General features: G+C 53.1%; 20 protein-coding genes. 18 read left to right on the top strand and 2 right to left on the bottom strand.

Annotated features, from left to right (window positions below; all coding sequences use genetic code 11):
- Window positions 1-5 precede the first annotated feature (5 nt).
- Complete coding sequence (gene glnD / locus E1N14_RS15320; protein WP_025010978.1) at window positions 6-2,585, bottom strand: bifunctional uridylyltransferase/uridylyl-removing protein GlnD; 2,580 nt, start codon at window positions 2,583-2,585, stop codon at window positions 6-8.
- A 20-nt stretch (window positions 2,586-2,605) separates the two neighbouring features.
- A complete protein-coding gene (gene map / locus E1N14_RS15315) occupies window positions 2,606-3,409 on the bottom strand; it encodes a type I methionyl aminopeptidase (RefSeq protein ID WP_028779850.1) in 804 nt (267 codons plus the stop codon).
- Between the two features lie 417 nt (window positions 3,410-3,826).
- On the opposite strand from map, the gene rpsB reads away from it, so the two are divergent.
- The 18 genes from rpsB (at window position 3,827) to kdpA (ending at window position 22,585) form a co-directional block, all read left to right on the top strand.
- A complete protein-coding gene (gene rpsB / locus E1N14_RS15310; RefSeq protein ID WP_025010979.1) occupies window positions 3,827-4,555 on the top strand; it encodes a 30S ribosomal protein S2 in 729 nt (242 codons plus the stop codon).
- A gap of 132 nt (window positions 4,556-4,687) precedes the next feature.
- Window positions 4,688-5,539: a translation elongation factor Ts gene (gene tsf / locus E1N14_RS15305; RefSeq protein WP_044734899.1), complete on the top strand. Its 852-nt coding sequence runs from the start codon at window positions 4,688-4,690 to the stop codon at window positions 5,537-5,539.
- 69 nt (window positions 5,540-5,608) lie between these two features.
- A complete protein-coding gene (gene pyrH / locus E1N14_RS15300) occupies window positions 5,609-6,340 on the top strand; it encodes a UMP kinase (protein ID WP_025010980.1) in 732 nt (243 codons plus the stop codon).
- Window positions 6,341-6,368: 28 nt separating this feature from the next.
- Entirely contained in the window at window positions 6,369-6,926 is a 558-nt protein-coding gene (gene frr, locus E1N14_RS15295) for a ribosome recycling factor (RefSeq protein ID WP_025010981.1), read from the top strand.
- Between the two features lie 84 nt (window positions 6,927-7,010).
- A complete protein-coding gene (uppS, locus tag E1N14_RS15290; protein ID WP_028779852.1) occupies window positions 7,011-7,838 on the top strand; it encodes a polyprenyl diphosphate synthase in 828 nt (275 codons plus the stop codon).
- 20 nt (window positions 7,839-7,858) lie between these two features.
- Window positions 7,859-8,716 carry a phosphatidate cytidylyltransferase gene (locus E1N14_RS15285; protein WP_025010982.1) on the top strand — a complete coding sequence of 286 codons (858 nt, stop codon included), beginning with the start codon at window positions 7,859-7,861 and terminating at the stop codon, window positions 8,714-8,716.
- A 4-nt stretch (window positions 8,717-8,720) separates the two neighbouring features.
- Window positions 8,721-9,911 carry a 1-deoxy-D-xylulose-5-phosphate reductoisomerase gene (gene ispC / locus E1N14_RS15280; RefSeq protein WP_025010983.1) on the top strand — a complete coding sequence of 397 codons (1,191 nt, stop codon included), beginning with the start codon at window positions 8,721-8,723 and terminating at the stop codon, window positions 9,909-9,911.
- Between the two features lie 15 nt (window positions 9,912-9,926).
- The gene (rseP, locus tag E1N14_RS15275; RefSeq protein ID WP_025010984.1) at window positions 9,927-11,309 is read left to right on the top strand and encodes a sigma E protease regulator RseP; all 1,383 of its coding nucleotides are present in this window, start codon (window positions 9,927-9,929) and stop codon (window positions 11,307-11,309) included.
- A 31-nt stretch (window positions 11,310-11,340) separates the two neighbouring features.
- Window positions 11,341-13,824, top strand: a complete 2,484-nt coding sequence (gene bamA, locus E1N14_RS15270) for an outer membrane protein assembly factor BamA (RefSeq protein ID WP_025887252.1) — start codon at window positions 11,341-11,343, stop codon at window positions 13,822-13,824.
- Between the two features lie 58 nt (window positions 13,825-13,882).
- Window positions 13,883-14,380: an OmpH/Skp family outer membrane protein gene (locus E1N14_RS15265; protein WP_037437190.1), complete on the top strand. Its 498-nt coding sequence runs from the start codon at window positions 13,883-13,885 to the stop codon at window positions 14,378-14,380.
- Between the two features lie 4 nt (window positions 14,381-14,384).
- On the top strand, window positions 14,385-15,410 hold the full coding sequence (gene lpxD / locus E1N14_RS15260) for a UDP-3-O-(3-hydroxymyristoyl)glucosamine N-acyltransferase (RefSeq protein WP_025010986.1): 1,026 nt from the start codon (window positions 14,385-14,387) through the stop codon (window positions 15,408-15,410).
- A gap of 37 nt (window positions 15,411-15,447) precedes the next feature.
- A complete protein-coding gene (fabZ, locus tag E1N14_RS15255; protein ID WP_025010987.1) occupies window positions 15,448-15,909 on the top strand; it encodes a 3-hydroxyacyl-ACP dehydratase FabZ in 462 nt (153 codons plus the stop codon).
- On the top strand, window positions 15,906-16,676 hold the full coding sequence (gene lpxA, locus E1N14_RS15250) for an acyl-ACP--UDP-N-acetylglucosamine O-acyltransferase (RefSeq protein ID WP_025010988.1): 771 nt from the start codon (window positions 15,906-15,908) through the stop codon (window positions 16,674-16,676). The genes fabZ and lpxA overlap by 4 nt, the downstream gene beginning before the upstream one ends.
- A 14-nt stretch (window positions 16,677-16,690) precedes the next feature.
- Complete coding sequence (gene lpxB / locus E1N14_RS15245; RefSeq protein WP_025010989.1) at window positions 16,691-17,851, top strand: lipid-A-disaccharide synthase; 1,161 nt, start codon at window positions 16,691-16,693, stop codon at window positions 17,849-17,851.
- On the top strand, window positions 17,848-18,468 hold the full coding sequence (rnhB, locus tag E1N14_RS15240) for a ribonuclease HII (RefSeq protein WP_025010990.1): 621 nt from the start codon (window positions 17,848-17,850) through the stop codon (window positions 18,466-18,468). The genes lpxB and rnhB overlap by 4 nt, the downstream gene beginning before the upstream one ends.
- 338 nt (window positions 18,469-18,806) lie before the next feature.
- Entirely contained in the window at window positions 18,807-20,519 is a 1,713-nt protein-coding gene (locus tag E1N14_RS15235; protein ID WP_025010991.1) for a GSCFA domain-containing protein, read from the top strand.
- Window positions 20,520-20,807: 288 nt separating this feature from the next.
- A complete protein-coding gene (kdpF, locus tag E1N14_RS15230; RefSeq protein WP_071238225.1) occupies window positions 20,808-20,897 on the top strand; it encodes a K(+)-transporting ATPase subunit F in 90 nt (29 codons plus the stop codon).
- Between the two features lie 2 nt (window positions 20,898-20,899).
- Complete coding sequence (gene kdpA, locus E1N14_RS15225) at window positions 20,900-22,585, top strand: potassium-transporting ATPase subunit KdpA (protein ID WP_152134817.1); 1,686 nt, start codon at window positions 20,900-20,902, stop codon at window positions 22,583-22,585.
- The last annotated feature ends 19 nt before the right edge of the window (window positions 22,586-22,604 follow it).

Genomic DNA, 22,604 nt, shown 5'->3' with positions numbered 1-22,604 from the left:
TTTACTTAGGTTGTTGGGGTCCCGAATTGGGACAGGGCACTGATCAGTGACTCTTTCAGCCTTTGTTGCTGGGCTTCATCCAGTGCCAGTCCCTGATTGGTTTGTAGAATAAAAAAGTCCTCGGCGCGCTCGCCTATCGTGGTGATCTTGGCCGCCAGCAGGGTGACATCACAGCGATAGAAGGTTTCACCTATCTTGGCCAGCAGGCCCGGGCTATCCAAGGCTATCAGTTCCATCATACTTGTACCATGGCGGCGGGTCGGCAGGAAACTGACCTGAGTCGGAACTTTAAAAGGTTTCATCTTGCGCGACAATTTGCGAAAACGCGGGATCTTGGGTTGCTCGCCGCTGAGCGCTTTGCCAAGGGTCTTGCGTATGCTTTGTATCCGCGACAGCTGACTAACCGCCTTGCCGTCCTGTTCAAGGATCACAAAGGTATCCAGGGCGTAGTTGTCCTTGGATGTCATGATGTTGGCATCATGAACATTGATATTCTTGTTGTCCAGCACCGCCATCACAGTGGCAAACAGCTTGGGTTTGTCCTGGCAATAGACAAACAGCTCGGTACCGCCACGGGTGGTGTGTTTGGATACCATCACCAGCGGCTCATCCTGCTTGTGCTTGAGAATCGCCTCGGCGTGCCAGGCGATTTGATTGGGTTGATGACGCAAAAAGTAATCGGCCTTGAATCTCTGCCACAGCTGATCCAGCGCCTTTTCCTTGAAGCCGCGCCGCAGCAACTCTTTCTTGGCCTTGGCCTGATGCTCCCGCACCCGGGCGCGAATATCCACCGGCTTTTCTTTGCCGCGGGCGAGCACCCTCTGGGTGGCAAAATAGAGATCCCTGAGCAGGGAGCCCTTCCAGTTGTTCCAGGTTTTTTCATTGGTGGCACAGATATCGGCCACTGTCAGGCAGTAGAGGTAACTCAGGTGCACCGCATCACGAACCTTGTCGGCGAAATCGGCGACTACTTCGGGATCGGAAATATCCCGGCGCTGGGCAATAATCGACATCAACAGATGATTCTCCACCAACCAGCTGACCAAGCGGCCGTCGTGGTCGTTGAGGCCATGCAGTTTGCAAAACTCCTGCGCATCCACGGCGCCGAGTTTACTGTGATCGCCGCCGCGACCCTTGGCGATGTCGTGGAAAATGGCCGCCAAGACCAGAAGCCCTTTTTTCGGCAACTGATTGATCAGTACAGAGCCGAGTGGGAACTCCTCTTTCTGCTCTGCCTGGGCAAATTTGTCGATATTGAGCAGCAGCCTGTGGGTGTGTTCATCTACAGTGTAGGCATGGAAGAGGTCAAACTGCATCTGGCCCTCAATGGCGCGCCAGGCAGGCAAATAAGCCGACATCACCCCATGTTTGTGCATCAGCGACAGAGCCGCAATGCCACGAGGATGGCGGAGGATTTCCATAAATACCCCGCGGCAGCCTTCCCAGGCCATCAGCGGCTGCGGCTGGGCGCGTCTGGCCCTTCTCAGCGCCCTCAGAGTCGGGGCATAAATCCCCTGAATATTGGAATTGCGGGCCACATGCAAAAACAGTCTGACGATCTCTTCCGGATCGTCAAACAGTGCCAAGTCCAGCGCCTCGATAAAGCGGCCGCGGCGCTGATAGTGTTCATCTATAGGCTGGATTTCCAGCGCCTGGGTGTGCCCCAGGGTGGCACGCTTGAACAGTTGCAGCAGCATCTCGTTGAGCTCCATCACCCGCCGCACTGTGCGGTAATAGCGCTTCATCATCTGCTCGACCGCCAGTTGGGTGGCATCTTCGTAGCCCATCAAGCCGGCGACCTGACGCTGCAAGTCAAACAGCAAACGGTTTTCGTCACGGCCCGATGCCAGGTGCAGGGCAAATCTCAGCTCCCAGAGGAAGTGCTGACACTCCAGCAGCTCTTCGAGTTCGGCCTGCTCCAGAAAACCGTGCCCGACCAACTCTTCGAGTTTGGCGGCATCGAAGTGGCGCATGGCGACCCAGGCTATGGTTTGAATATCCCTGAGGCCGCCGGGGCAGGTCTTGATATTGGGTTCAAGATCGAAGGCATTGGCCCTGGCGTGGCGGGCGCGCTGTTCATCGCGCTTGGCGCTGAAAAACTCGTTCGATGGCCAGAATTGGTGCTCGCGAATCGCGTCGTAGAGAGTATCAAACAGGATTTCCGGGCCGGTAAGCAGCCTGGCTTCCAATAGATTGGTGGCTATGGTGATGTCCTGGCGACCCTGCTGCAGGGTTTCGCCCAGGGTTCTGACACTGTGGCCGATTTCAAGACCTGCGTCCCAGAGAAAGGCGATATAGGCGCTGAGCCTGCTCTCGGCTGCCGGGTCCAGGTTGTCATCCACCAGAAACAGCAGATCTATGTCTGAATAGGGGTGCAGCTCGCCGCGGCCATAGCCGCCAACGGCGATAAGGGCGATGGGATAATCATTCAGCCCCTGTGCTTGCCATTGTTCAATCAGCTGCTTATCGACAAAGCGACAGCGGCTGGTAACCAGTTCGACTATCTTTTCTCGCGAGGTAAACCTGTCAAACAGGGCTTGATTCTGCTCACAAAGTGCCGTTTTGGCTGCCAGCGCTGTGCTCATTCTATTCCTTGGGTGACGCCTTATTTGGCGTGATTGATGATCCTCGGGAAATCTTCCTCGGCACGCAGCGTCAGAACCTCTACACCGGTCTGGGTGATCAACAGAGTATGTTCCCACTGAGCTGAATTTTTACCATCTGAGGTGGTGACAGTCCAGCCGTCATCCTTGTTCAGTACAGAAGTGTGGCGACCGGCGTTGATCATCGGCTCAATGGTAAAGCACATGCCTGGACGCAGTATGGTCTTGTCGTTGTTTTTGTAGTGCACTACCTGTGGCTCTTCGTGGAAACCGGCGCCGATACCGTGACCGCAGTAATCCTGCACTATCGAATATTTGTCCAGGCCTGACTTGCTGGCCTTGATAAACTTCTCGACCGTGGTGCCAATTTCACCCAGCTGCATGCCGGGGCGAACTTTACGAATGGCGGCGTAGAGGCTTTCCTGAGCGATACGGCACAGGCGGCGATCTTTTGGGCTGACATCGCCAATCAGGAACATTTTGGAAGTGTCGCCGTGATAGCCATCCTTGATGACAGTGATGTCGATATTGAGAATATCGCCGTCCTTGAGCACGCGATCGCTGGGAATACCGTGGCAGATCACCTCATTGATAGAGGTACAGATGGACTTGGGAAAACCATGGTAGTTGAGCGGCGCAGAGATGGCGCCTTGTTCTTCCGTGTACTTGGCGCAGATATCGTTGAGCTCGTTGGTGCTGACCCCGGCCTTGACGTGCGGGGCTATCATTTCCAGTACACTGGCGGCCAGCTTGCCGGCGGCACGCATTTTCTCAATTTCGTCTGCTGTCTTGATGACTATACTCATGGGGGTTTTCTCTTAATAACCTGTGTCTTGGCCAAGGCCAATCCAACTTGTTTGTGAAACGGTAAAATAACGCTCCTGGCGCGGCTTTGAACTGAGTTTAAGGCCGACATATGAGCGGTAAAAAATTTGTGTTTGCCGGCGATTTATGGTATAAAGCGCGCCGTTATGTTTGACTCTAAGTGACTTTGAGCTGACGACTCTACGAGTTCGAATTGACTTCAAGTCGGGCTGCCTTCGGTGGGGGATCCCATTTCGTTGGCAGGTCAGAGTAAAGATGGCGGCCATTATACATGGCATTTAACTCAAATACTAAATCACACACGTATCGACACATTCTTCGGGGTGCCCGCGGCTTGGCCAAAGGGTCGAAGACATGGGATGCGTGGAGGTCTAACCCCTTAAATTAAGGTATAGAAAATGACTACAGTTTCAATGCGCGATATGCTCCAGGCCGGTGTACACTTCGGTCACCAAACCCGTTACTGGAACCCTAAGATGAAGCCTTTCATCTTCGGCGCCCGCAACGGTGTACACATCATCAACCTCGAGCACACTGTGCCAATGTTCAATGAAGCTCTGGCTTTCATCAGCAACATTGCTTCCAAGAAAGGTAAAATCCTGTTCGTAGGCACCAAGCGCGCTGCCAGTGAAGCCATCAAAGAAGCTGCCGTATCTTGCGAGCAGTTCTACGTGGACAAGCGCTGGCTCGGCGGTATGCTGACCAACTGGAAAACCGTTCGTCAGTCAATCAAGCGCCTGAAAGATCTGGAAACCCAGTCTGTTGACGGTACTTTCGACAAGCTGACCAAGAAAGAAGCGCTGATGCGTACCCGTGAGCTGGAAAAGCTTGAGAAGTCTCTGGGTGGTATCAAGAACATGGGCGGTCTGCCAGACGCCATTTTCGTTATCGGTGCCGACCATGAACACATCGCTATCAAAGAAGCCAACAACCTGGGTATCCCAGTTGTTGCCGTAGTAGATACCAACTCTGCTCCAGATGGCGTTGACTACATCATTCCTGGTAACGACGACGCTATGCGTGCAATCCGTTTGTATGCTGAGTCTGTAGCTGCTGCTGCCAAAGCTGGCCGTGGTCAGGACCTGGCTGTTCAAGCTGAAGAAGACGGTTTCATCGAAGCTGAATAATAAGGTGCGATGCTAGTACATCACCCTTATTAACCAAGAGATATGATTGGTTAACAGGGGCCATATGGCCCCTGTTTTATACCTGATTATCAACAGGTTAAATTTGTCGAATTATCAATTGAGGATTTAACAATGGCAATTACTGCTGCCCTGGTTAAAGAACTGCGCGACCGTACTGGCGCAGGCATGATGGATTGTAAAAAAGCCCTGACCGAAACTAACGGTGATATCGAAGCTGCAATCGATAACATGCGTAAGAGCGGCGCGGCTAAAGCGGCCAAGAAAGCCGGTAACATCGCTGCCGAAGGTACTATCCTGATCAAAAACGGTGCTGGTTACACTGCTCTGGTTGAAGTTAACTGCCAGACTGACTTCGTAGCAAAAGACTCCAACTTCCTGGCTTTCGCCAACGAAGTTCTGGAAGCTGCCGCTGCTGCCAAAGTGACTGTTGAAGATCTGAAAGCTCAGTTCGAAGAAGCGCGTGTTGCCCTGGTTGCCAAAATCGGTGAAAACATCAATGTTCGTCGCGTTGAGTACATCGACGGTGACAAGATGGCTTTCTACCGTCACGGCGATCGCATCGGTGTAGTTGTTACCGGTGAAGCCGATGAAGAAACGCTGAAGCACATTGCAATGCACGTTGCTGCCTCTAAGCCTGAGTACGTTAACCCAGAAGACGTTCCAGCTGAAGTGGTTGAGAAAGAGCGTTCCGTTCAAGTTGAAATCGCTATGAACGAAGGCAAGCCTCAGGAAATCGCTGAGAAGATGGTTGCCGGCCGCATGAAGAAGTTCACCGGTGAGGTTTCTCTGACTGGTCAGCCATTCATCATGGAGCCAAAGAAAACTGTTGGCGAAGTTCTGAAAGAGAAAGGCGCCACTGTGACTAACTTCATCCGCCTGGAAGTGGGTGAAGGTATCGAGAAGAAAGAAGAAGATTTCGCTTCTGAAGTAGCTGCCCAAATCGCTGCTTCCAAGAAGGCTTAATCGCCAATTCTTAACCCTCCCAAGACCGCAGCAGCCGCTGCGGTCTTGTTATGACCAGGACAGAAAAAGATGAGCACCAACCCAAAACCTGCATTTCGACGTATTCTGCTGAAACTGAGTGGCGAAGCCCTGATGGGCGAAGAAGGCTTCGGTATCGATCCCAAGGTACTGGATCGTATGGCCCAGGAGATTAAAGAACTGGTTGAGCTCGGCATTCAGGTTGGCGTGGTCATCGGTGGCGGAAACCTGTTCCGTGGTGAAGGACTGGCCAAGGCTGGTATGAACCGCGTGGTGGGCGATCACATGGGTATGCTGGCGACAGTGATGAATGGTCTGGCGATGCGTGATGCGCTGCACCGTGCCTATGTTAATGCCCGTCTGATGTCTGCTATTCCGCTCAATGGTGTGTGCGATAGATACAACTGGGCCGAGGCTATCAGCCTGCTCAAGTCCGGACGTGTGGTGATTTTTGCTGCCGGTACCGGTAACCCATTCTGTACTACAGACTCTGCTGCTTGCCTGAGAGGGATTGAAATTGAAGCAGAAGTCGTGCTAAAAGGCACTAAAGTTGACGGCGTATATTCGGATGACCCGATGAAGAACCCCGAAGCCGTCAAATACGATGAACTGAGTTACACTGAAGTTCTGGATAAAGAATTGAAAGTCATGGATCTGGCCGCCTTCACCATGGCCCGTGACCACGACATGCCTATATTGGTCTTCAATATGAATAAGCCAGGCGCACTGCGCCGGGTGATCATGGGTGAAGAAGCCGAAGGCACGCTGATCAAAACGAAATAACCGACTGATTGCAAAAAGGACATTTAACGTGATTGATGCGATTAAAGAAGATGCACAGGTTCGTATGGACAAGTGTGTAGATGCCACCAAGGCGCAAATGGCCAAAGTGCGTACCGGCCGTGCTCACCCTGCATTGCTGGACTCTATCCAGGTGTCTTACTACGGCACCATGACCCCGCTCAAGCAGGTGGGTAATATCTCTGTTGAAGACAGCCGCACTCTGGCGGTTAACGTATTCGACCGTAGCATGATCCAGGCCGTAGAGAAGGCGATCATGAGCTCAGATCTGGGCCTGAACCCTATGTCTGCCGGTGCCACTATCCGTATCCCTCTGCCGGCTCTGACCGAAGAGCGTCGTCGTGATCTGGTTAAAGTGGTTCGCGCCGAAGCCGAAAACGGCCGCGTGGCTGTGCGTAACGTTCGTCGTGATGCCAACTCTGCGGTGAAGAACCTGGAGAAGGAAAAAGAGTGTACCGAGGACGATGTACGCCGTAGCGAAGAGGAAGTGCAGAAGATAACTGACGCACATATCAAGAAGATAGACGAGCTGTTGGCCGCAAAAGAAGCGGAATTGATGGAAGTCTGATATTGACTCGCTAAACTAGAGTTGATGCGCCGTGTAGGGGTATACTACGCGGCGTTTGTCTATTTATAAGGGTTGTTTATTCAGATGTCATCCAATATGGAAGCCGATCCTACGACTCCAACCAGCACCGGCGACTGCCTGACCTCTGAGTGCTTACCGGAGCAGCTTTCAGAGCTGGTAAAGCAGTCTATCCCGCAGCATGTGGCTATCATTATGGATGGTAACGGCCGTTGGGCTCAGGCCCAGGGTAAACCCAGAGTCATAGGCCATAAGGCCGGTGTCAAGGCTGTGCGCCGCGCCGTGAGTACCGCCAGGCAACTCGGGGTACGTTCACTGACCCTGTTTGCGTTTTCCAGTGAAAACTGGCGTCGTCCGGATCAGGAAGTCAGCCTGCTGATGGAACTGTTTTTTACCGTGCTGCGCCGGGAAATCAAACTGCTGCACCAAAACGGTGTCCGGCTGAACATCATAGGTGATACCAGCCGCTTCTCCGAGAGGCTGCAAAAGCAGATCCGCGCAGCCGAAGAGAAAACCGCCGCCAATTCAGAGCTTATCCTCAATGTTGCCGCCAACTACGGTGGCCGCTGGGACATAATGCAAGCTGCTCGTAAACTGGCCGAAAAAGTAGAATCCGGTGAAATGACCAGCAGTCAGTTCAGCGAAGAGGCCTTGGCAGAACATTTGTGCATGCAAAATCAACATGAAGTTGATTTAATGATCCGTACGGGCGGGGATTACCGCATCAGTAATTTTATTCTCTGGCAGGCGGCTTATGCCGAGTTGGTCTTTACCGACACCCTTTGGCCGGATTTTGATGAGCAGGCGTTTCGCCAGGCAGTGGCGACTTTTGCCAGCCGCCAGCGTCGTTTTGGTCTGACCGGAAGTCAGATAGAAGAAATACGCAGCGTATAACATCTTACGAGGGACATTTTTTGCTAAAACAACGAATAATAACAGCAATTTGGTTAATCCCACTGGTTATGGGGGCTATCTTTTTGCTCCCGGCAAGTTATTTTTCATGGGCCTTGGTGGCGGTATTTCTGATTGCGGCAAAAGAATGGGGCCGCATTATCGACAGCCGCTGTGAGGTTACTCAATGGAGTTTTACCGCTACCCTGGCGATAGTGCTGGTGGCGATTAATCTTCTGGTTCCGGCCGATGCCGTCTGGTCCAGGGGCCAGTTACACCCCATTATGCTGGCCATCATTCTTATCGGTGCCTGTTGGTGGTTGTTCTCTCTGGTGCTGGTGATCTCCTATCCCTGCAGCGCCAAACTTTGGCAGGGCAGCCCTATGCTCAAGTCCATGTTCGGCCAGTTGACCTTGCTACCTTGTTTCGCTTCCCTGATAGCCCTCAAAGCGCTCAGCAGTCCTGCTGACCCTTATTTTGGCGGTATCCTGGTGTTTTTGGTGATGCTGACGGTATGGGCCGCTGATTCAGGGGCCTACTTTGCCGGTAAGGCGCTGGGACGGATTAAACTCATGCCCAATGTCAGCCCGGCCAAGACCCTGGAAGGTTTGCTGGGTGGCCTGCTGACCACCATGGTGGTAGTGGCCGGTGTTTGCTATTTCTCTCCCGAACAGGAGCTTGGACTGCTGGTTGCCGTGACCCTGTTTACCGCACTTGCCTCGGCGCTTGGCGATCTGTCCGAGAGCATGTTCAAGCGCGCCGCTAAAATTAAAGACTCGGGCACCATATTGCCCGGCCACGGTGGTGTGCTGGATCGCATCGACAGCCTGACCGCAGCCTTGCCCGTCTTTACCCTTATCTATATTGCATTCTGGATGTAGTGCTATGCAAAACATGGTGATTTTAGGAGCGACTGGCTCAATTGGTGCCAGTACCCTCAGTGTGATCCAACATAATCCGGCGGCATATCATGTTTATGCGCTGGTGGCCAATACCAATGTGGACAAGATGGCCGAGTTGTGTGCGATCCACCGACCTGAAATTGCCCATATGGTTTGCCCTCAAGCGGCCAAGGCATTGGCCGAGCGTTTGGGTACGGGCTCGGATACCCGGGTCAGTACCGGCGAGTCCGAACTACTTGAGCTGGTGACTCACAGCCGGGTCGATACCGTGATGGCGGCCATAGTTGGCGCCGCCGGTATGATACCAACACTGGCATCAGTCAAGGCAGGTAAGCGAGTGCTGCTGGCCAACAAAGAGGCGCTGGTAATGTCCGGGCGCTTATTTATGGAAGCCACCCGCCAATCGGGCGCGACTCTGCTGCCGGTAGACAGCGAGCACAACGCTATTTTCCAATGCCTGCCGGAAGCCGTGCAGCAACAGCTGGGTTATTGCAACCTTCAAGGTGCAGGGATTTCATCGATTCTGCTCACCGGCTCAGGCGGGCCATTTTTGAGCGCCGATCTTGCCAGTCTGGCGAGTGTGACGCCGGCCCAGGCTATCAAGCATCCCAACTGGTCCATGGGGCCTAAAATTTCTGTCGATTCGGCGACCATGATGAATAAAGGGCTTGAGTATGTAGAGGCGCGCTGGCTCTTCAATGCCAGTGCCGAGCAGCTCAAGGTGGTTATCCACCCCCAGAGTGTGATTCACTCCATGGTGCAGTATCAGGATGGCAGCGTGCTGGCGCAGTTGGGTAATCCGGATATGCGCACCCCGATAGCCCATTGTATGGCCTATCCAGAGAGAATTGTCTCCGGGGTTGAACCTTTGGACTTTTTCAAAGTCGGACAATTGAGCTTCTGTGAGCCGGATTTTGCCCGCTATCCCTGTCTGGAGCTGGCAATGACTGCCTGCGCTTCGGGCCAGGAAGCCACTACAGTGCTTAATGCAGCCAATGAAATGGCCGTCGCCAGCTTCCTTAAAGGGGAAATCGGCTTTACCGATATCGCCCGGGTCAATGAAGCTTGTTTGGCGCGTGTGCCGCAATCGCCTTTAAATTCCATAGCGGATATTCTGGCATTGGACGGCCAAAGCCGTCAGTATGCCGAGGAAGCTATCGCCGGATGCAAGTGAGGAAAATAAGGTCTGATGTTTGATTTTTTATGGAACCTGGGCGCTTTTATCGTCGCCTTGGGGATACTGATCACTGCCCATGAATATGGCCACTTTTGGGTAGCCAGGCGCTGTGGTGTCAAGGTAGAGCGTTTCTCCATTGGCTTTGGCAAGGCGATTTGGCGTCGCCTCGGTAAAGATGGCACCGAATACGTGATAGCCATGATCCCGCTTGGGGGCTATGTCAAAATGCTCGACGAGCGGGTCGAGGATGTGCCCGAAGAGCTTAAAGATCAGGCCTTTAATCGCAAGAGTGTCTGGGCGCGTATCGCGATAGTCGCAGCCGGGCCGATAGCCAACTTTATCTTTGCCATTTTCGCGCTCTATATTATGTATCTCATCGGCGTGCCTTCACTCAAGCCGGTGATCAGCGATGTCAGACTCGGCTCGCCTGCGGCCGTGATGCAGATAGATGGCCCACAGCAGATAGTGGCGGTTTCCGGGCAAAAGGTACGCAACTGGGAAGAGGTGAATCTGGCGCTGGTCGGTCATATCGGCGATGACAGCATGAGCTTGACCCTGAGGCCTCTCAGCCAGGCATCTCAGCCAGATGATGGGCTTGAGCCTTCCGGACGCACCTATCAGTTGGATATTCGCAACTGGCGTTTCGATCCGGAAAAAGAATCCCCCTTCAGCACCCTGGGGCTGGATATCTTCCGTCCGGATGTGATCCCTGAAGTGGAGACGGTTACCGAGGGCGGTGCGGCCGCTAAGGCCGGGGTCAAGGCCGGGGATATTCTGGTGGCCGTCAATGGTGAGGCATACAGCGACTGGCAAACCTTTGTCGGACAAATTAAAGTATCTGCCGGAAAGCCGCTGCAACTGACGGTTAAACGCGGCGGTGAGCAACAGACCTTCACTCTTATCCCGGACAGCCGCAAGGGTGCCAATGGGGAAATGGAAGGTGTCATCGGCCTGGCGCCCAAAGCCCCCAAGTGGCCGGACAACATGCTGCTGGATCTGCAGTATGGCCCGCTTGAGTCTATCTCGGTGGCGGCAGATAAAACATGGCAACTTGTGGTAGTCAGCTTTAAGATGATCGCCAAGTTGTTTACCGGTGATGTTTCGGTTAAAAATTTAAGCGGCCCCATCTCCATCGCGCAGGGGGCCGGTAACAGCGCCAACATAGGGTTGGTTTATTTTCTCGGGTTCCTCGCCCTGATAAGCGTAAACCTCGGCATTATTAACCTTTTGCCGTTGCCAGTGCTGGACGGGGGACACTTGATGTATTACTTGGTGGAAGTAATAACAGGTAAGCCTGTATCCGAACGGGTACAGGAAATTGGATTCAGATTTGGGGCGGCGTTGCTGCTGATGTTGATGAGCATTGCCCTTTTCAATGATTTTGCCCGACTCTGAGCAAGGACAGACAAATAATTAGAAGTGCGCTATGCGATTGAATAAACTTTTTGCCTCGATGTTATTAGTCGGCGCGTCGTTTTCAGGGAATGGTTGGGCAGAGTCTTTCCAGCCTTTTGAAGTGACCGACATCCAAGTTGAAGGTTTGCAACGAGTGGCACTCGGTGCGGCCTTGCTGAGTTTGCCTGTAAAAGTGGGCGACACAGTCGATCAACTCAAGTTGCAACAGGCGATAAAGAGCCTGTATGCCTCCAGTAACTTTGAAAATGTTCAGGTGTCCCGCGATGGCGGGGTGCTGATAGTGTCGGTACGTGAAAGACCGACCATCAGCGCTGTTACCTTCGAAGGTAACAAGGACATCAAAGATGAACAGCTGCAGGAAAGCCTGGACGGCAGTGGTGTGAAGGTGGGCGAAGCCCTCGACCGCACTATGCTCTCGGGTATTGAGAAGGGCCTGCAGGACTTCTACTACGGCGTGGGTAAATACGGCGCCAAGGTCGAGGCTCAGGTAATTAACCTGCCTCGTAACCGGGTAGAACTCAAGTTCAAGTTTACCGAAGGTCTGGCGGCAGAAATCCGTCAGATCAACATAGTGGGTAACGAGCGTTTCAGTGATGCCGACCTTATCGGTATGCTGGAGCTCAAAGACTATGTGGCCTGGTGGGATCTGTTCGGCGAGCGCCGTTATCAGAAGCAAAAGCTGCAGGCCGACCTCGAAACCATCAAGACCCACTACCACAACAATGGTTATATCCGTTTCAAGGTGACCTCGACTCAGGTGGCGATGACGCCGGACCGTAAGGGTCTCTACATCACCATTAACGTCGATGAAGGCGACCAGTACAAGGTTAAGGAAGTCAACCTGACCGGTGAACTCATGGGCCGTGAAGAGCTGCTCAAGGGTATCTTGCCTATCAAGGCCGGTGAGCAATACAACGGCGCCGATGTTACCTTTACCGAAGAGATGTACAGCAAGTATCTGGGCCGTTTCGGTTATGCCTATCCAGAGGTGAAGACTTTCCCTGAGATCGATGATGAAACCAAGGAAGTCACCCTGAATGTTAACGTCAAGCCCGGCAAGCGTGTTTATGTACGCTCCATCAACTTCACCGGTAATACAGTGACCAAAGATGAAGTGATGCGCCGTGAGCTGAGACAGATGGAAGGGGCCTGGTTAAACTCGGCCTTGGTCGAGCAATCCAAGGCACGCCTCAACCGTTTGGGCTACTTTGAAACTGTCGACACCGAAACCGTGCAGGTGCCGGGCACAGACGACCTGGTGGATGTGGCCTTCAAGGTGAAAGAGCAGCCATCAGGCTCCTTTAACGCTGGTGTAGGTTATGGTACCGAGTCAGGACTGAGTCTGCAGTTCGGGGTTCAGCAGTCCAACTTCCTCGGTACGGGTAACCAGGCCGGGATTAACCTGAACACCAACAAGTACTCCAAGAACGTCAACCTGTCTTATACCGATCCTTATTTCACCAAGGATGGGGTCAGCCTGGGTGGCAGCATCTACTGGAACGAGTTCGACGCCAACGAGGCCAACCTCGAGCGTTATAAGAACAGCTCCTATGGGATTGCACTCAACAGCGGTTTCCCCATTAACGAGTACAACAGGATCAACGGCGGCATAGGCTATCGTCATAACACCATTTCTGAGATTTCCAGTTATGAGCAGGCGATCCGTTTCTATAACATTTACCGTGACAGTGATGACCCCAACTCTGACTTGAGCTTCGACAACTTCGAGCTCAGCCTCGGCTGGTATCGCAGTACCCTTAACCGCGGAACCTTCCCAACCGATGGTTCATCCCAGCGTTTGAGCGGTAAGATCACGGTTCCCGGTTCTGATCTGCAGTACTTCAAGACCGACTTTGACACCAGCTTCTACTGGCCGCTGACCCGCAGCCACAAGTTTGTGCTCTTGACCCGTGCCCGCTTGGGGTATGGCAACGGTTACGGTGGTTTCAATGAAAACGACCAAATCCTGCCATTCTGGGAAAACTACTACTCAGGTGGTTCCAGTTCACTGCGTGGCTTCAAGTCCAACTCTGTGGGCCCAAGGGCTTTCTATCTGTATCGCGGCAGCGAGCCTTGTTCACCCAATCCGGATGGTGAAGGCTGTAGCCTGCCGGGCGATCCAAACCAAGTTTACATCAGCTCAGGCCGCTCTATCGGTGGTAACGCCATCGCCACGGCCAGTATGGAGCTGATTGTGCCGACTCCTTTCCTGGATGAGGCCTATAGCAACTCAGTACGTACCAGCTTCTTTATCGATGCGGGTAACGTCTGGGATACGGAGTTTGATTATGACTCCTATCGTTTCTTGCCGGCAGATGAGTTTTCCAAGTTGGCCGATTACAGTGATCCGAGCCGTATCCGTGCTTCCTGGGGTCTTAGCCTGCAATGGCTGTCACCCATGGGCCCCATGGTGTTCAGCCTGGCCTGGCCTGTTAAGGAATACGACGATGACGAGACCGAGATCTTCTCGTTCAATATTGGCAAAACTTTCTAAATTACATAAACTCGGCAAGCATTGCTGAAGAAAAACAAGGAGTCTGATTTTGAAAAAAATGGTAAACGGCGCACTGATGACGCTGATGTTGACGGGTGCTCCCCTGGCCGCACAAGCGGAGAAACTGGCGGTTGTCGATATGGGCGCTGTGTTTGAACAACTGCCACAACGCGAGCAGATCAGCAACGCACTCAAGACTGAATTCGGCGATCGTATGGCTGAAGTACAGAAGCTGCAGGAAGACCTCCGTGGTTTGCTGGAAAAGCAGCAGCGTGATGCCGCGCTGATGAGCGAAACGCAAAAGACCGAACTGGTTCGTAAAATGGAATCCCTGAAGGCTGACTATCAGCTCAAAGGTAAGGCGCTGGATGAAGATCTGCGTCGTCGTCAGGGTGAAGAGCAAAACAAACTGCTGGTAAAAGTGCAGAAGGCTATCAACACCATAGCTGAAAAAGAGAAGTACGACATGGTACTGCAACGTGGCGCCGTGGTTTATGTTAAGCCAGCTGCCGACATCAGCTCCAAAGTGGTTGAAGCCTTGAGCAAAGGCAAGTAAATCGATGAAGTCTTTTTCGTTGAAAGAGCTTGGCCAGCTGTTAGGGGCCGAAGTTCGTGGGGATGACAGTGTGACTGTCTCCTCTGTGGCGACACTTGAAAAGGCGCGGCCGGATCAGATCACCTTTCTGGCCAACACCAAATACCGTAGCCAGCTGGAGCAGACTCAGGCTGGTGCGGTATTGATCTCGCCTAAAGAGTTGGACGGTTTTGCCGGTAACGCCTTGGTGCTCAATGACCCTTATGTCGGCTTTGCCAGAGTTGCGCAATTGCTGGACAGCACGCCGGTTGCAGCAGAGGATATCCATCCCTCGGCGCAAATTCATCCCAGTGCCAAGCTGGGTGAGGGCGTTGCGGTGGGGGCCAATGCGGTCATCGGGGCCAACAGTATTTTGGGCGAAAATGTCCAGATAGGTGCCGGTACAGTGGTTGGTCAGGACGTTATCATAGGCTCGGGCAGCCGCCTGTGGGCCAATGTCACCGTCTATCACGATGTACATTTGGGGCAAAACTGTATCGTTCACTCTGGGGCCGTTATCGGCTCCGATGGTTTCGGTTATGCCAACGAACGCGGTCAGTGGATCAAAATCCCTCAGACCGGCGGCGTGCGCATAGGTGACAGAGTGGAGATTGGCGCCGGTACTACTATAGATCGCGGCGCCATCGATCATACTGAAATCCATGATGGCGTGATAATCGACAACCAGGTGCAGGTAGCTCACAACGATATCATAGGTGCCAACACTGCGATTGCCGGCTGCACAGTACTGGCAGGCAGCGTGACTATAGGTAAACATTGTATTATTGGTGGCAACTGCGCGATTTCCGGTCATCTGAGCATTACGGATGGGGTGCACGTCACTGGCAGCACCAACATTACTAACGATGTTCGTGAACCTGGGGTATACTCCTCGGCCACTGTGGCCATGCCCAACAGGCTGTGGCGTAAAAATACGGTTCGCTTCCGTCAGTTGGACGAGCTGTTCCAGCGGGTCAAAACCCTGGAAAAAACCGTTAAACCCCAAGATTAATACCGCTGTGCGTTAAGCGGCATGAGGAAACGAGTTCGTGTCTAATCAATTAAATACAATGGATATCAAAGAGATTTTGGCTTACCTGCCACATAGATATCCATTTTTGTTGATCGATAGAGTACTGGATTTTACTCCGGGTGAAACTCTGCATGCGATCAAGAACGTCACCATCAATGAGCCTTTCTTCCAGGGGCATTTCCCTGTTCAGCCAGTTATGCCTGGCGTGCTCATTCTGGAAGCCATGGCGCAGGCCACCGGCTTGTTGGCGTTCAAGACCATGAGCGACAAGCCGTCTCCGGACGTGCTGTATTATTTTGCCGGTATCGACAATGCTCGTTTCAAGCGGGTTGTTGAGCCAGGTGATCAGCTGCACTTTGAAGTGAAGATGATCAAGGAACGCCGCGGGATTGGCGTTTTCTACGGCGAGGCCAAAGTGGATGGTGAGCTGGTGTGTTCAGCCGAAATCATGTGTGCCCGCAGAGAGATTAGCAAGTGATAGATAAATTAGCTTTCGTTCACCCCGAAGCCAAGATAGGTAAAAATGTCACTATCGGCCCCTGGAGCTACATAGGGGCGGATGTGGAGATCGGCGATGACTGCTGGATCAGTTCCCACGTGGTTATCAAGGGACCCAGCATCATTGGCAAGGGCAACCGGATTTTCCAGTTTGCCTCCGTTGGTGAAGATTGCCAGGACAAGAAATATGCCGGTGAACCTACCCGGCTTATCATGGGTGATAACAATATCATCCGTGAATCTGTCACCATTCACCGCGGTACGGTTCAGGACAACAGCGAGACCCGTATCGGCTCCAATAACCTGTTTATGGCCTATGTACATATCGCCCACGACTGCGTGGTGGGCGACAATGTGATCATGGCCAACAACGCCTCTATTGCCGGTCATTGCCATGTGGGTGACTGGGCTATTCTCGGCGGTATGACAGGGGTGCACCAGTTTGTGCACATAGGTGCCCATGCCTTTACCGCAGGTTGCTCTTTGGTGCTGCAGGACGTGCCTCCTTTCGTGATGGCCTCTGGCCAGGCGGCCATTCCCCGTGGTCTGAATATGGAAGGCATGAAGCGCCGTGGTTTTGCCAAAGAGACCCAGCAAGCGCTGCGCCGGGCCTACAAGACCCTGTATCGCAGCAGCCTGACTCTGGAAGAGGCCGTTGCCGCCATGGCTGAAGACGCCGCAAAAGAGCCGCAGGTACAAGCATTTGTTGATTTTGTGACCTCCTCGAATCGAGGAATTATTCGCTGACACAGTGAGAACGAATGACACAAAATAGAAAGTTAGTCTTTGCAATGGTCGCCGGAGAAATCTCCGGCGATATTTTAGGTGCCGGCCTGATGAAAGCATTGCAACAGCGCTATCCGGACGCCCGTTTTATCGGTATCGGTGGCCCCCGCATGGAAGCTCTCGGATTCGAGTCGCTGTTTGCCATGGAAGAGTTGGCTGTGATGGGAATTGCCGAGGTGCTCTCCCGCCTGCCCAGATTGCTGAAGATACGCTCGAGTCTGGTCAAACAGATAACCGCGCTGCAGCCGGATTGCTTTATCGGTATAGATGCCCCGGACTTCAATATCGGCCTGGAGCTCAAGCTCAAGGCGCGCGGGATCAAGACGGTGCATTATGTCAGTCCGTCGGTCTGGGCCTGGCGCCCTAAGCGGATCTTCAAAATCGCCCGCGCTACCAACATGGTGCTGTCACTGCTGCCGTTTGAAAAAGCCTTCTACGACAAGCATCAGGTGCCTTGCACCTTCGTCGGTCACACTCTGGCCGATGAGATCCCGATGGAGAATGACAAGCGTCTTGCCAGAGAAGCACTCGGCTTGAAAGTCGAAGCCGAATATCTGGCTATCCTGCCGGGTTCCCGTGGTGGTGAGCTGAAGATGTTGGCCCAACCCTTTGTGGAGGCGGCCAGGCTGCTGAAACAGCGCTATCCGGATCTCAAGTTTATTACCCCCTTGGTGAATGAAAAACGCCGCGAGCAGTTTCTTGCCGCACTGGAAACCTATGCGCCGGATCTGGAAATTCATATGACGGAAGGGCGCTCTCGGGAAGTGATGGCTGCCAGCGATACCATCTTGTTGGCATCGGGCACCGCCACGCTGGAAGCCATGTTGGTCAAGCGCCCCATGGTGGTTGGCTATCGGGTCAGCCCTATCACTTACCGTATTGCCAAGCGGATGATGCAGATAAACCACTTCTCTTTGCCCAATTTGTTGGCCGGAAGGGAGTTGGTGCCGGAGCTTATCCAAGACGATTGCACTGCCGAGCGGATAGCCGAAGAGGTGGGTAAATTGCTGGATAAAGATAACCGGCCGTTGCTGGCCGAGTTTACTAAGCTGCACAGCCTGCTGGCCTGCAACGCCAGTGAAAAGGCGGCCCAGGCGGTTGTGGCCTTGCTCGATAAAAAAGCCGAGGAAAGATGACAGTCTATAAGCAACTCTCGGAAGCCGAAGCGCAGCTTTTGTGCCAGGGGCTGGTCGCTGGGGTAGATGAAGTGGGGCGTGGCCCCTTGGTCGGCGATGTGGTCACCGCGGCGGTGATCCTGGATCCCGCCAATCCAATTAGCGGCCTTAATGATTCCAAGAAGCTCAGCGAAAAGAAACGCGATGCCCTCTATGAAGAGATCCTGGCCAAGGCGCTGGCGGTCTCAGTCGGTCGAGCCAGCCCGGCGGAAATCGATGAGCTAAACATACTGCATGCCACCATGTTGGCGATGCAGCGCGCCGTGGCGGGCTTGAACGTGCGTCCCGAGAAAGTCTTGGTAGATGGTAATCGGACCCCGGATTTTGGTCTGCCTTCGGCCGCAGTGGTTAAGGGCGATGGCTTGATCCCTGTCATCAGCGCCGCCTCTATCATAGCCAAGGTCACCCGCGACCGGGAGATGGCCGAGCTTGACAGTCGCCACCCTGAGTATGGTTTTGCTGCCCATAAGGGCTACCCCACCAAGGCGCATTTCGAAGCCTTGAGTCAACACGGTGTCTTGCCTGAGCACAGACGCAGCTTCCGGCCGGTACGCGAATGGTTGGAGCAGCATTCATAAGCCGTTCTGAAACCTAAAGATGCAACCAAAAGGGCAGCAGCGACTGCCCTTTTTTGTGGCTCTGACATGGCGTAATCACAACGGCTATACCTGCGTTGTTGCCAAAACGTCTGCTTTGTTTCCCAAAACCGTGCTTGGCTTGCTCCTTTTAATTGGTAAATTTCTGCCCCACATCTGCAATATGTGATCTGCTGATGTAGACGTCAAGTTTATGAAAGTGTTAAATAATGTCTCTTTTTGGTTGCCTGTCGCAATTAATCTACACCGCGCACTGGATCGGGTAACCACAGCTGTACCGTGGTGGCGGTAGAGGAATATTTTGCATTGGAGGCAGTGGCATGGAGCATTCTTTACCTTATGATCCCGTTCATAAGGAGCGTTTTTGGCGTTCAGCGGTGGCGGATATTCGGCCCGAGACTGAGCTTTTTCGTGAGCTCATCCCCAGGCTCCCCATTGATACCAAACAACAACTCTCTTCGGCAGGTTCCTGTTTTGCCCAGCACATAGGGAATTGGCTGGAACAGCATAACTACTCTTATCTGCGCAGTGAGCTAAATCCAGATGTGACATCCAGTTTTGCCTTCGGTAACCTGTATAACGCCCGTGCCTTGTTGCAATGGTTTATCAAGGGGGAACAGGAACTGGCTCAGTACAGCATCTATTTTGAAGAAGAAAATCAACGCTATTACGACTTACTGCTGCCGACAAGCAAGGAAGGCTACTCCTCCCGGGAGGCATTGCTCGAATATCGTCGCAAGGTCGTGGCCGAAACCAAACGCCATATTGCCGCAAGTAGCAGCTTTATTTTCACTCTGGGGCTGATTGAAACCTGGATCGATCCCAATGGGGTTTGTTATCCCTCCTGTCCTGGAGTCAAACTGGGCGAGTTTGACCCTGATTGTTACCGGCTCAAGGTCTTTGATTACGAAGAGGTCTATATCGATCTCGACCGGCTGTTGCAGCAACTCAAGTGCATCAATCCAAAGCTGAAATTGATATTAACTGTGTCTCCTGTGCCCCTCACAGCCACGGCCACTGAAGAACATGTGTTGGTGGCCAATGGTCATTCCAAGTCTGTTTTACGGGCCGTTGCCGGCAGCTTCTGCAAGGATGTCGCTGATGCCAGTTACTTTCCCTCCTATGAGTTGATCACTACCTCCTTGCCTGCGGATTTCCGGTTTCTGGACAACAGGCGCACTGTTTCCAAAGAGGGAGTCGGCTATGTGATGCGTCACTGGTCCAAGGCGTTGGCCTGCGAGGAAAACCTGGTTGCCAATCACCTTGAAGCCGATTGTGACGAAGAGTTGCTGGATGCTTTGCAAAGAACCGCCACAGGTGCCAAGGTCACGACCGATACCCTGACACTGATTGGCGACAGCCATATGGGGAAATTGGCCAAGGCGTTTGAACATCTGGGGCAAGCTTTCTGCGGTGGCATGGTGATGAATGGTTCGGGATTTGCCCAGCATAAATTTGTACTGAGTCCGGAGAGTGACATCATGGTACCGCTGGAGAGTGCCGATTCGAGAAAGCTCTGGCAGCCGATCCTGGCCAACCTGGATGCTTTGGTAAAATCGGAGAAACTCGCAGACTCTGTTGTCTTGACAAATATAGGGCTACAGACGCACCAGACAGTTTCCATGTTTATTGAATGGATGCGGAATTCCAGAGCCGAAAAACTCAAGGATATTGAACTCAGCGACTATGTCGACTTCTTCAATGAACAGATGCAGGAGCAGATGACCATAGTGTTCAGGCTCAAAGAGCAGGGGCACAGAGTTGTGGTGATCTCAGATACCCCGTTCGTTGAGTATTTTGAAGAGTCCAAGTCAATGGCACCATTTGTGCTGGCTTATATGGATGCCATGGAATATGTCTGGGATCAGATGGGGGTTGAGTTCCTGCACGCCGCCCGTCATTTCAACGAAACCATAACCGATCCTTTGGCCTATGCTTCAGAGCTGGTTTATGCCGGTGGCCAACATGATTGGTTCCATGGTGGAGCGCCTTACTACGATTGGCTGGCGCGACAAATTAACGCCCTTCTGTAACTTCTTAACCCGGGCGCTGTCATTGATGGCGCCCGCAATCCATGGTTTGTCTCGCTGCTGATTTAACCGCGGCTTCGCAATACATTGTCCCTGTAGCTTGACCAGCCATGTCATGGCTTGCTGCCTTTATGCAGTGTATACGCCGTTTATCTTGGCAGTAGTGCAATGCCAATCCCGCCCATTTATACAGCTTTTATACAAACCCTACGGATATTTACACCCCGTTTTTATACCGGTTTTCATAAGCTTTGACCCTGAAATTAAAGTCTTTTTCAGGAGATATTCATTATGGCTGTTATGGAGTGGGCCGCTTTACTGCTGGCCTTGGGACTATTTGGCTATCTGTTTTTTGCCCTGATGCATCCAGAGGATTTCTGACTATGTTGACTATGGAATCCTTAGGCTTGCCGGCGATTTTTCTGGGGCTCTTGTTGGCGGCATCCCTATTGTTGGCAAAGCCGTTGGCGCTATTAATCCGGCATCAAAAGCCTTTCAAACGCGAGGCGGCGCTATGGTCCGGTATGACCGCGGTATTTGAGGAGATGAACTGGCGCCAATATGCGGCGGCGCTCTTGTGTTTCAACGCCCTTGGCGCCTTGTGCCTGATGCTTATCCTGCTGTTGCAGCAACACCTGCCGCTTAACCCGCAAAACCTGCCGGGGATGGATTGGCAACTGGCGTTCAACACCTCAATCAGCTTTGTGACCAACACCAATTGGCAGGCCTATTCGGGCGAAACCAGTCTCAGTTATTTCAGCCAGACGGCGGGGTTGACGGTGCAGAACTTTTGCTCGGCCGCCACGGGTATGGTGGTGGCCTTTGCCATTATCAGAGCCTTGACAACCAAGGGGCAGACTATACTCGGCAACGCCTGGTTGGATTTGCTGAGGGTGAACCTCTATCTGCTGTTGCCTCTGGCTTTGTTGATCGCCCTGTTGTTGGTGCAGCAGGGCGCCATTCAGAATCTTGCCGCTTATCTGCCGGTGACCGGGTTGGAAGGGCAACAACAGCTGTTGCCCATGGGGCCGGTAGCATCCCAGGAAGCGATTAAGATGCTGGGTACCAATGGCGGCGGTTTCTTTGGCGCCAATTCGGCGCACCCCTTTGAAAATCCCACGGCGCTGAGCAATCTGCTGCAGATGCTGAGTATTTTCCTGTTGCCCTGCAGCCTGGTTATCGCCTTTGGTCTCTGCGCCGGGGATTGGCGCCAGGGGGCGAGTATTTTGGGGTGTATGGCATTGGTGTTTGTGGCGGCCTTTCTATGGATAAATCACTCTGAGCTGCAACTGCAGCAGATGGCCGACATTCACTTCCCTGGCAATATGGAAGGCAAGGAGACCCGCTTTGGCATCGGAGCAAGCAGCCTGTTTGCCACTGTCACCACGGCAGCTTCCTGCGGCGCGGTGAATGCCATGCACGACTCCTTTACCGCGCTTGGCGGCATGATGCCCATGTGGTTGATGCAACTTGGTGAGGTGATCTTCGGCGGCGTTGGCAGCGGTTTTTACGGCATCTTGTTGTTTGTATTCCTGACAGTGTTTATTGCCGGACTGATGATAGGCCGCAGCCCCGAGTATCTGGGCAAGAAGATTGAAACCCGGGAGATGAAACTCGTCTGTCTGGCACTGCTCTGTTCGCCTGTGATAGTGCTGTCCGGCGCGGCGCTTGGCTTGGTGCTCTCTCCCGAGTCGCTGCAGGAAACCGGCCCTCATGGCTTCAGCGAGCTGCTATACGCCCTGTCATCGGCGGCCAACAACAACGGCAGCGCCTTTGGCGGCTTCAACGCCAATACGCCTTTTTACAACCTTCTGCTGGCGGCGGCCATGCTACTTGGGCGCTTTGGCGTGATCCTACCTGTGCTGATGATAGCCGGCAGTATGGCTGCCAAACCCGCCCAAGAGGCAGGCCCAGGCACCTTGCCCACCCATGGCTGGCTGTTTGCCAGCATGTTGCTGGGAACCCTTTTGCTCTTTGGCGCCTTGACCTTTATTCCGGCATTGACTCTCGGGCCTGTGGCCGAGCAGCTGACATTCCCGTTGCCGCAAGCACTGCCGACAGCTCAATGAATTCAGGGAGAAACAGACA

The sequence above is a fragment of the Shewanella algae genome, from assembly GCF_009183365.2.
Taxonomy (GTDB): domain Bacteria; phylum Pseudomonadota; class Gammaproteobacteria; order Enterobacterales; family Shewanellaceae; genus Shewanella; species Shewanella algae.
Note: the sequence above shows the minus strand (reverse complement) of the source record. Positions and strands in the feature narration are given on the sequence as shown.

What these genes read in the sequence shown, in the direction of transcription:
- glnD (WP_025010978.1), bottom strand. Translation starts at nt 2,585, where the DNA reads ATGAGCACAGCGCTGGCAGCCAAAACGGCACTTTGTGAGCAGAATCAA.
- map (WP_028779850.1), bottom strand. Translation starts at nt 3,409, where the DNA reads ATGAGTATAGTCATCAAGACAGCAGACGAAATTGAGAAAATGCGTGCC.
- rpsB (WP_025010979.1), top strand. Translation starts at nt 3,827, where the DNA reads ATGACTACAGTTTCAATGCGCGATATGCTCCAGGCCGGTGTACACTTC.
- tsf (WP_044734899.1), top strand. Translation starts at nt 4,688, where the DNA reads ATGGCAATTACTGCTGCCCTGGTTAAAGAACTGCGCGACCGTACTGGC.
- pyrH (WP_025010980.1), top strand. Translation starts at nt 5,609, where the DNA reads ATGAGCACCAACCCAAAACCTGCATTTCGACGTATTCTGCTGAAACTG.
- uppS (WP_028779852.1), top strand. Translation starts at nt 7,011, where the DNA reads ATGTCATCCAATATGGAAGCCGATCCTACGACTCCAACCAGCACCGGC.
- ispC (WP_025010983.1), top strand. Translation starts at nt 8,721, where the DNA reads ATGCAAAACATGGTGATTTTAGGAGCGACTGGCTCAATTGGTGCCAGT.
- rseP (WP_025010984.1), top strand. Translation starts at nt 9,927, where the DNA reads ATGTTTGATTTTTTATGGAACCTGGGCGCTTTTATCGTCGCCTTGGGG.
- bamA (WP_025887252.1), top strand. Translation starts at nt 11,341, where the DNA reads ATGCGATTGAATAAACTTTTTGCCTCGATGTTATTAGTCGGCGCGTCG.
- E1N14_RS15265 (WP_037437190.1), top strand. Translation starts at nt 13,883, where the DNA reads ATGGTAAACGGCGCACTGATGACGCTGATGTTGACGGGTGCTCCCCTG.
- lpxD (WP_025010986.1), top strand. Translation starts at nt 14,385, where the DNA reads ATGAAGTCTTTTTCGTTGAAAGAGCTTGGCCAGCTGTTAGGGGCCGAA.
- lpxB (WP_025010989.1), top strand. Translation starts at nt 16,691, where the DNA reads ATGACACAAAATAGAAAGTTAGTCTTTGCAATGGTCGCCGGAGAAATC.
- rnhB (WP_025010990.1), top strand. Translation starts at nt 17,848, where the DNA reads ATGACAGTCTATAAGCAACTCTCGGAAGCCGAAGCGCAGCTTTTGTGC.
- E1N14_RS15235 (WP_025010991.1), top strand. Translation starts at nt 18,807, where the DNA reads ATGGAGCATTCTTTACCTTATGATCCCGTTCATAAGGAGCGTTTTTGG.
- kdpF (WP_071238225.1), top strand. Translation starts at nt 20,808, where the DNA reads ATGGCTGTTATGGAGTGGGCCGCTTTACTGCTGGCCTTGGGACTATTT.
- kdpA (WP_152134817.1), top strand. Translation starts at nt 20,900, where the DNA reads ATGTTGACTATGGAATCCTTAGGCTTGCCGGCGATTTTTCTGGGGCTC.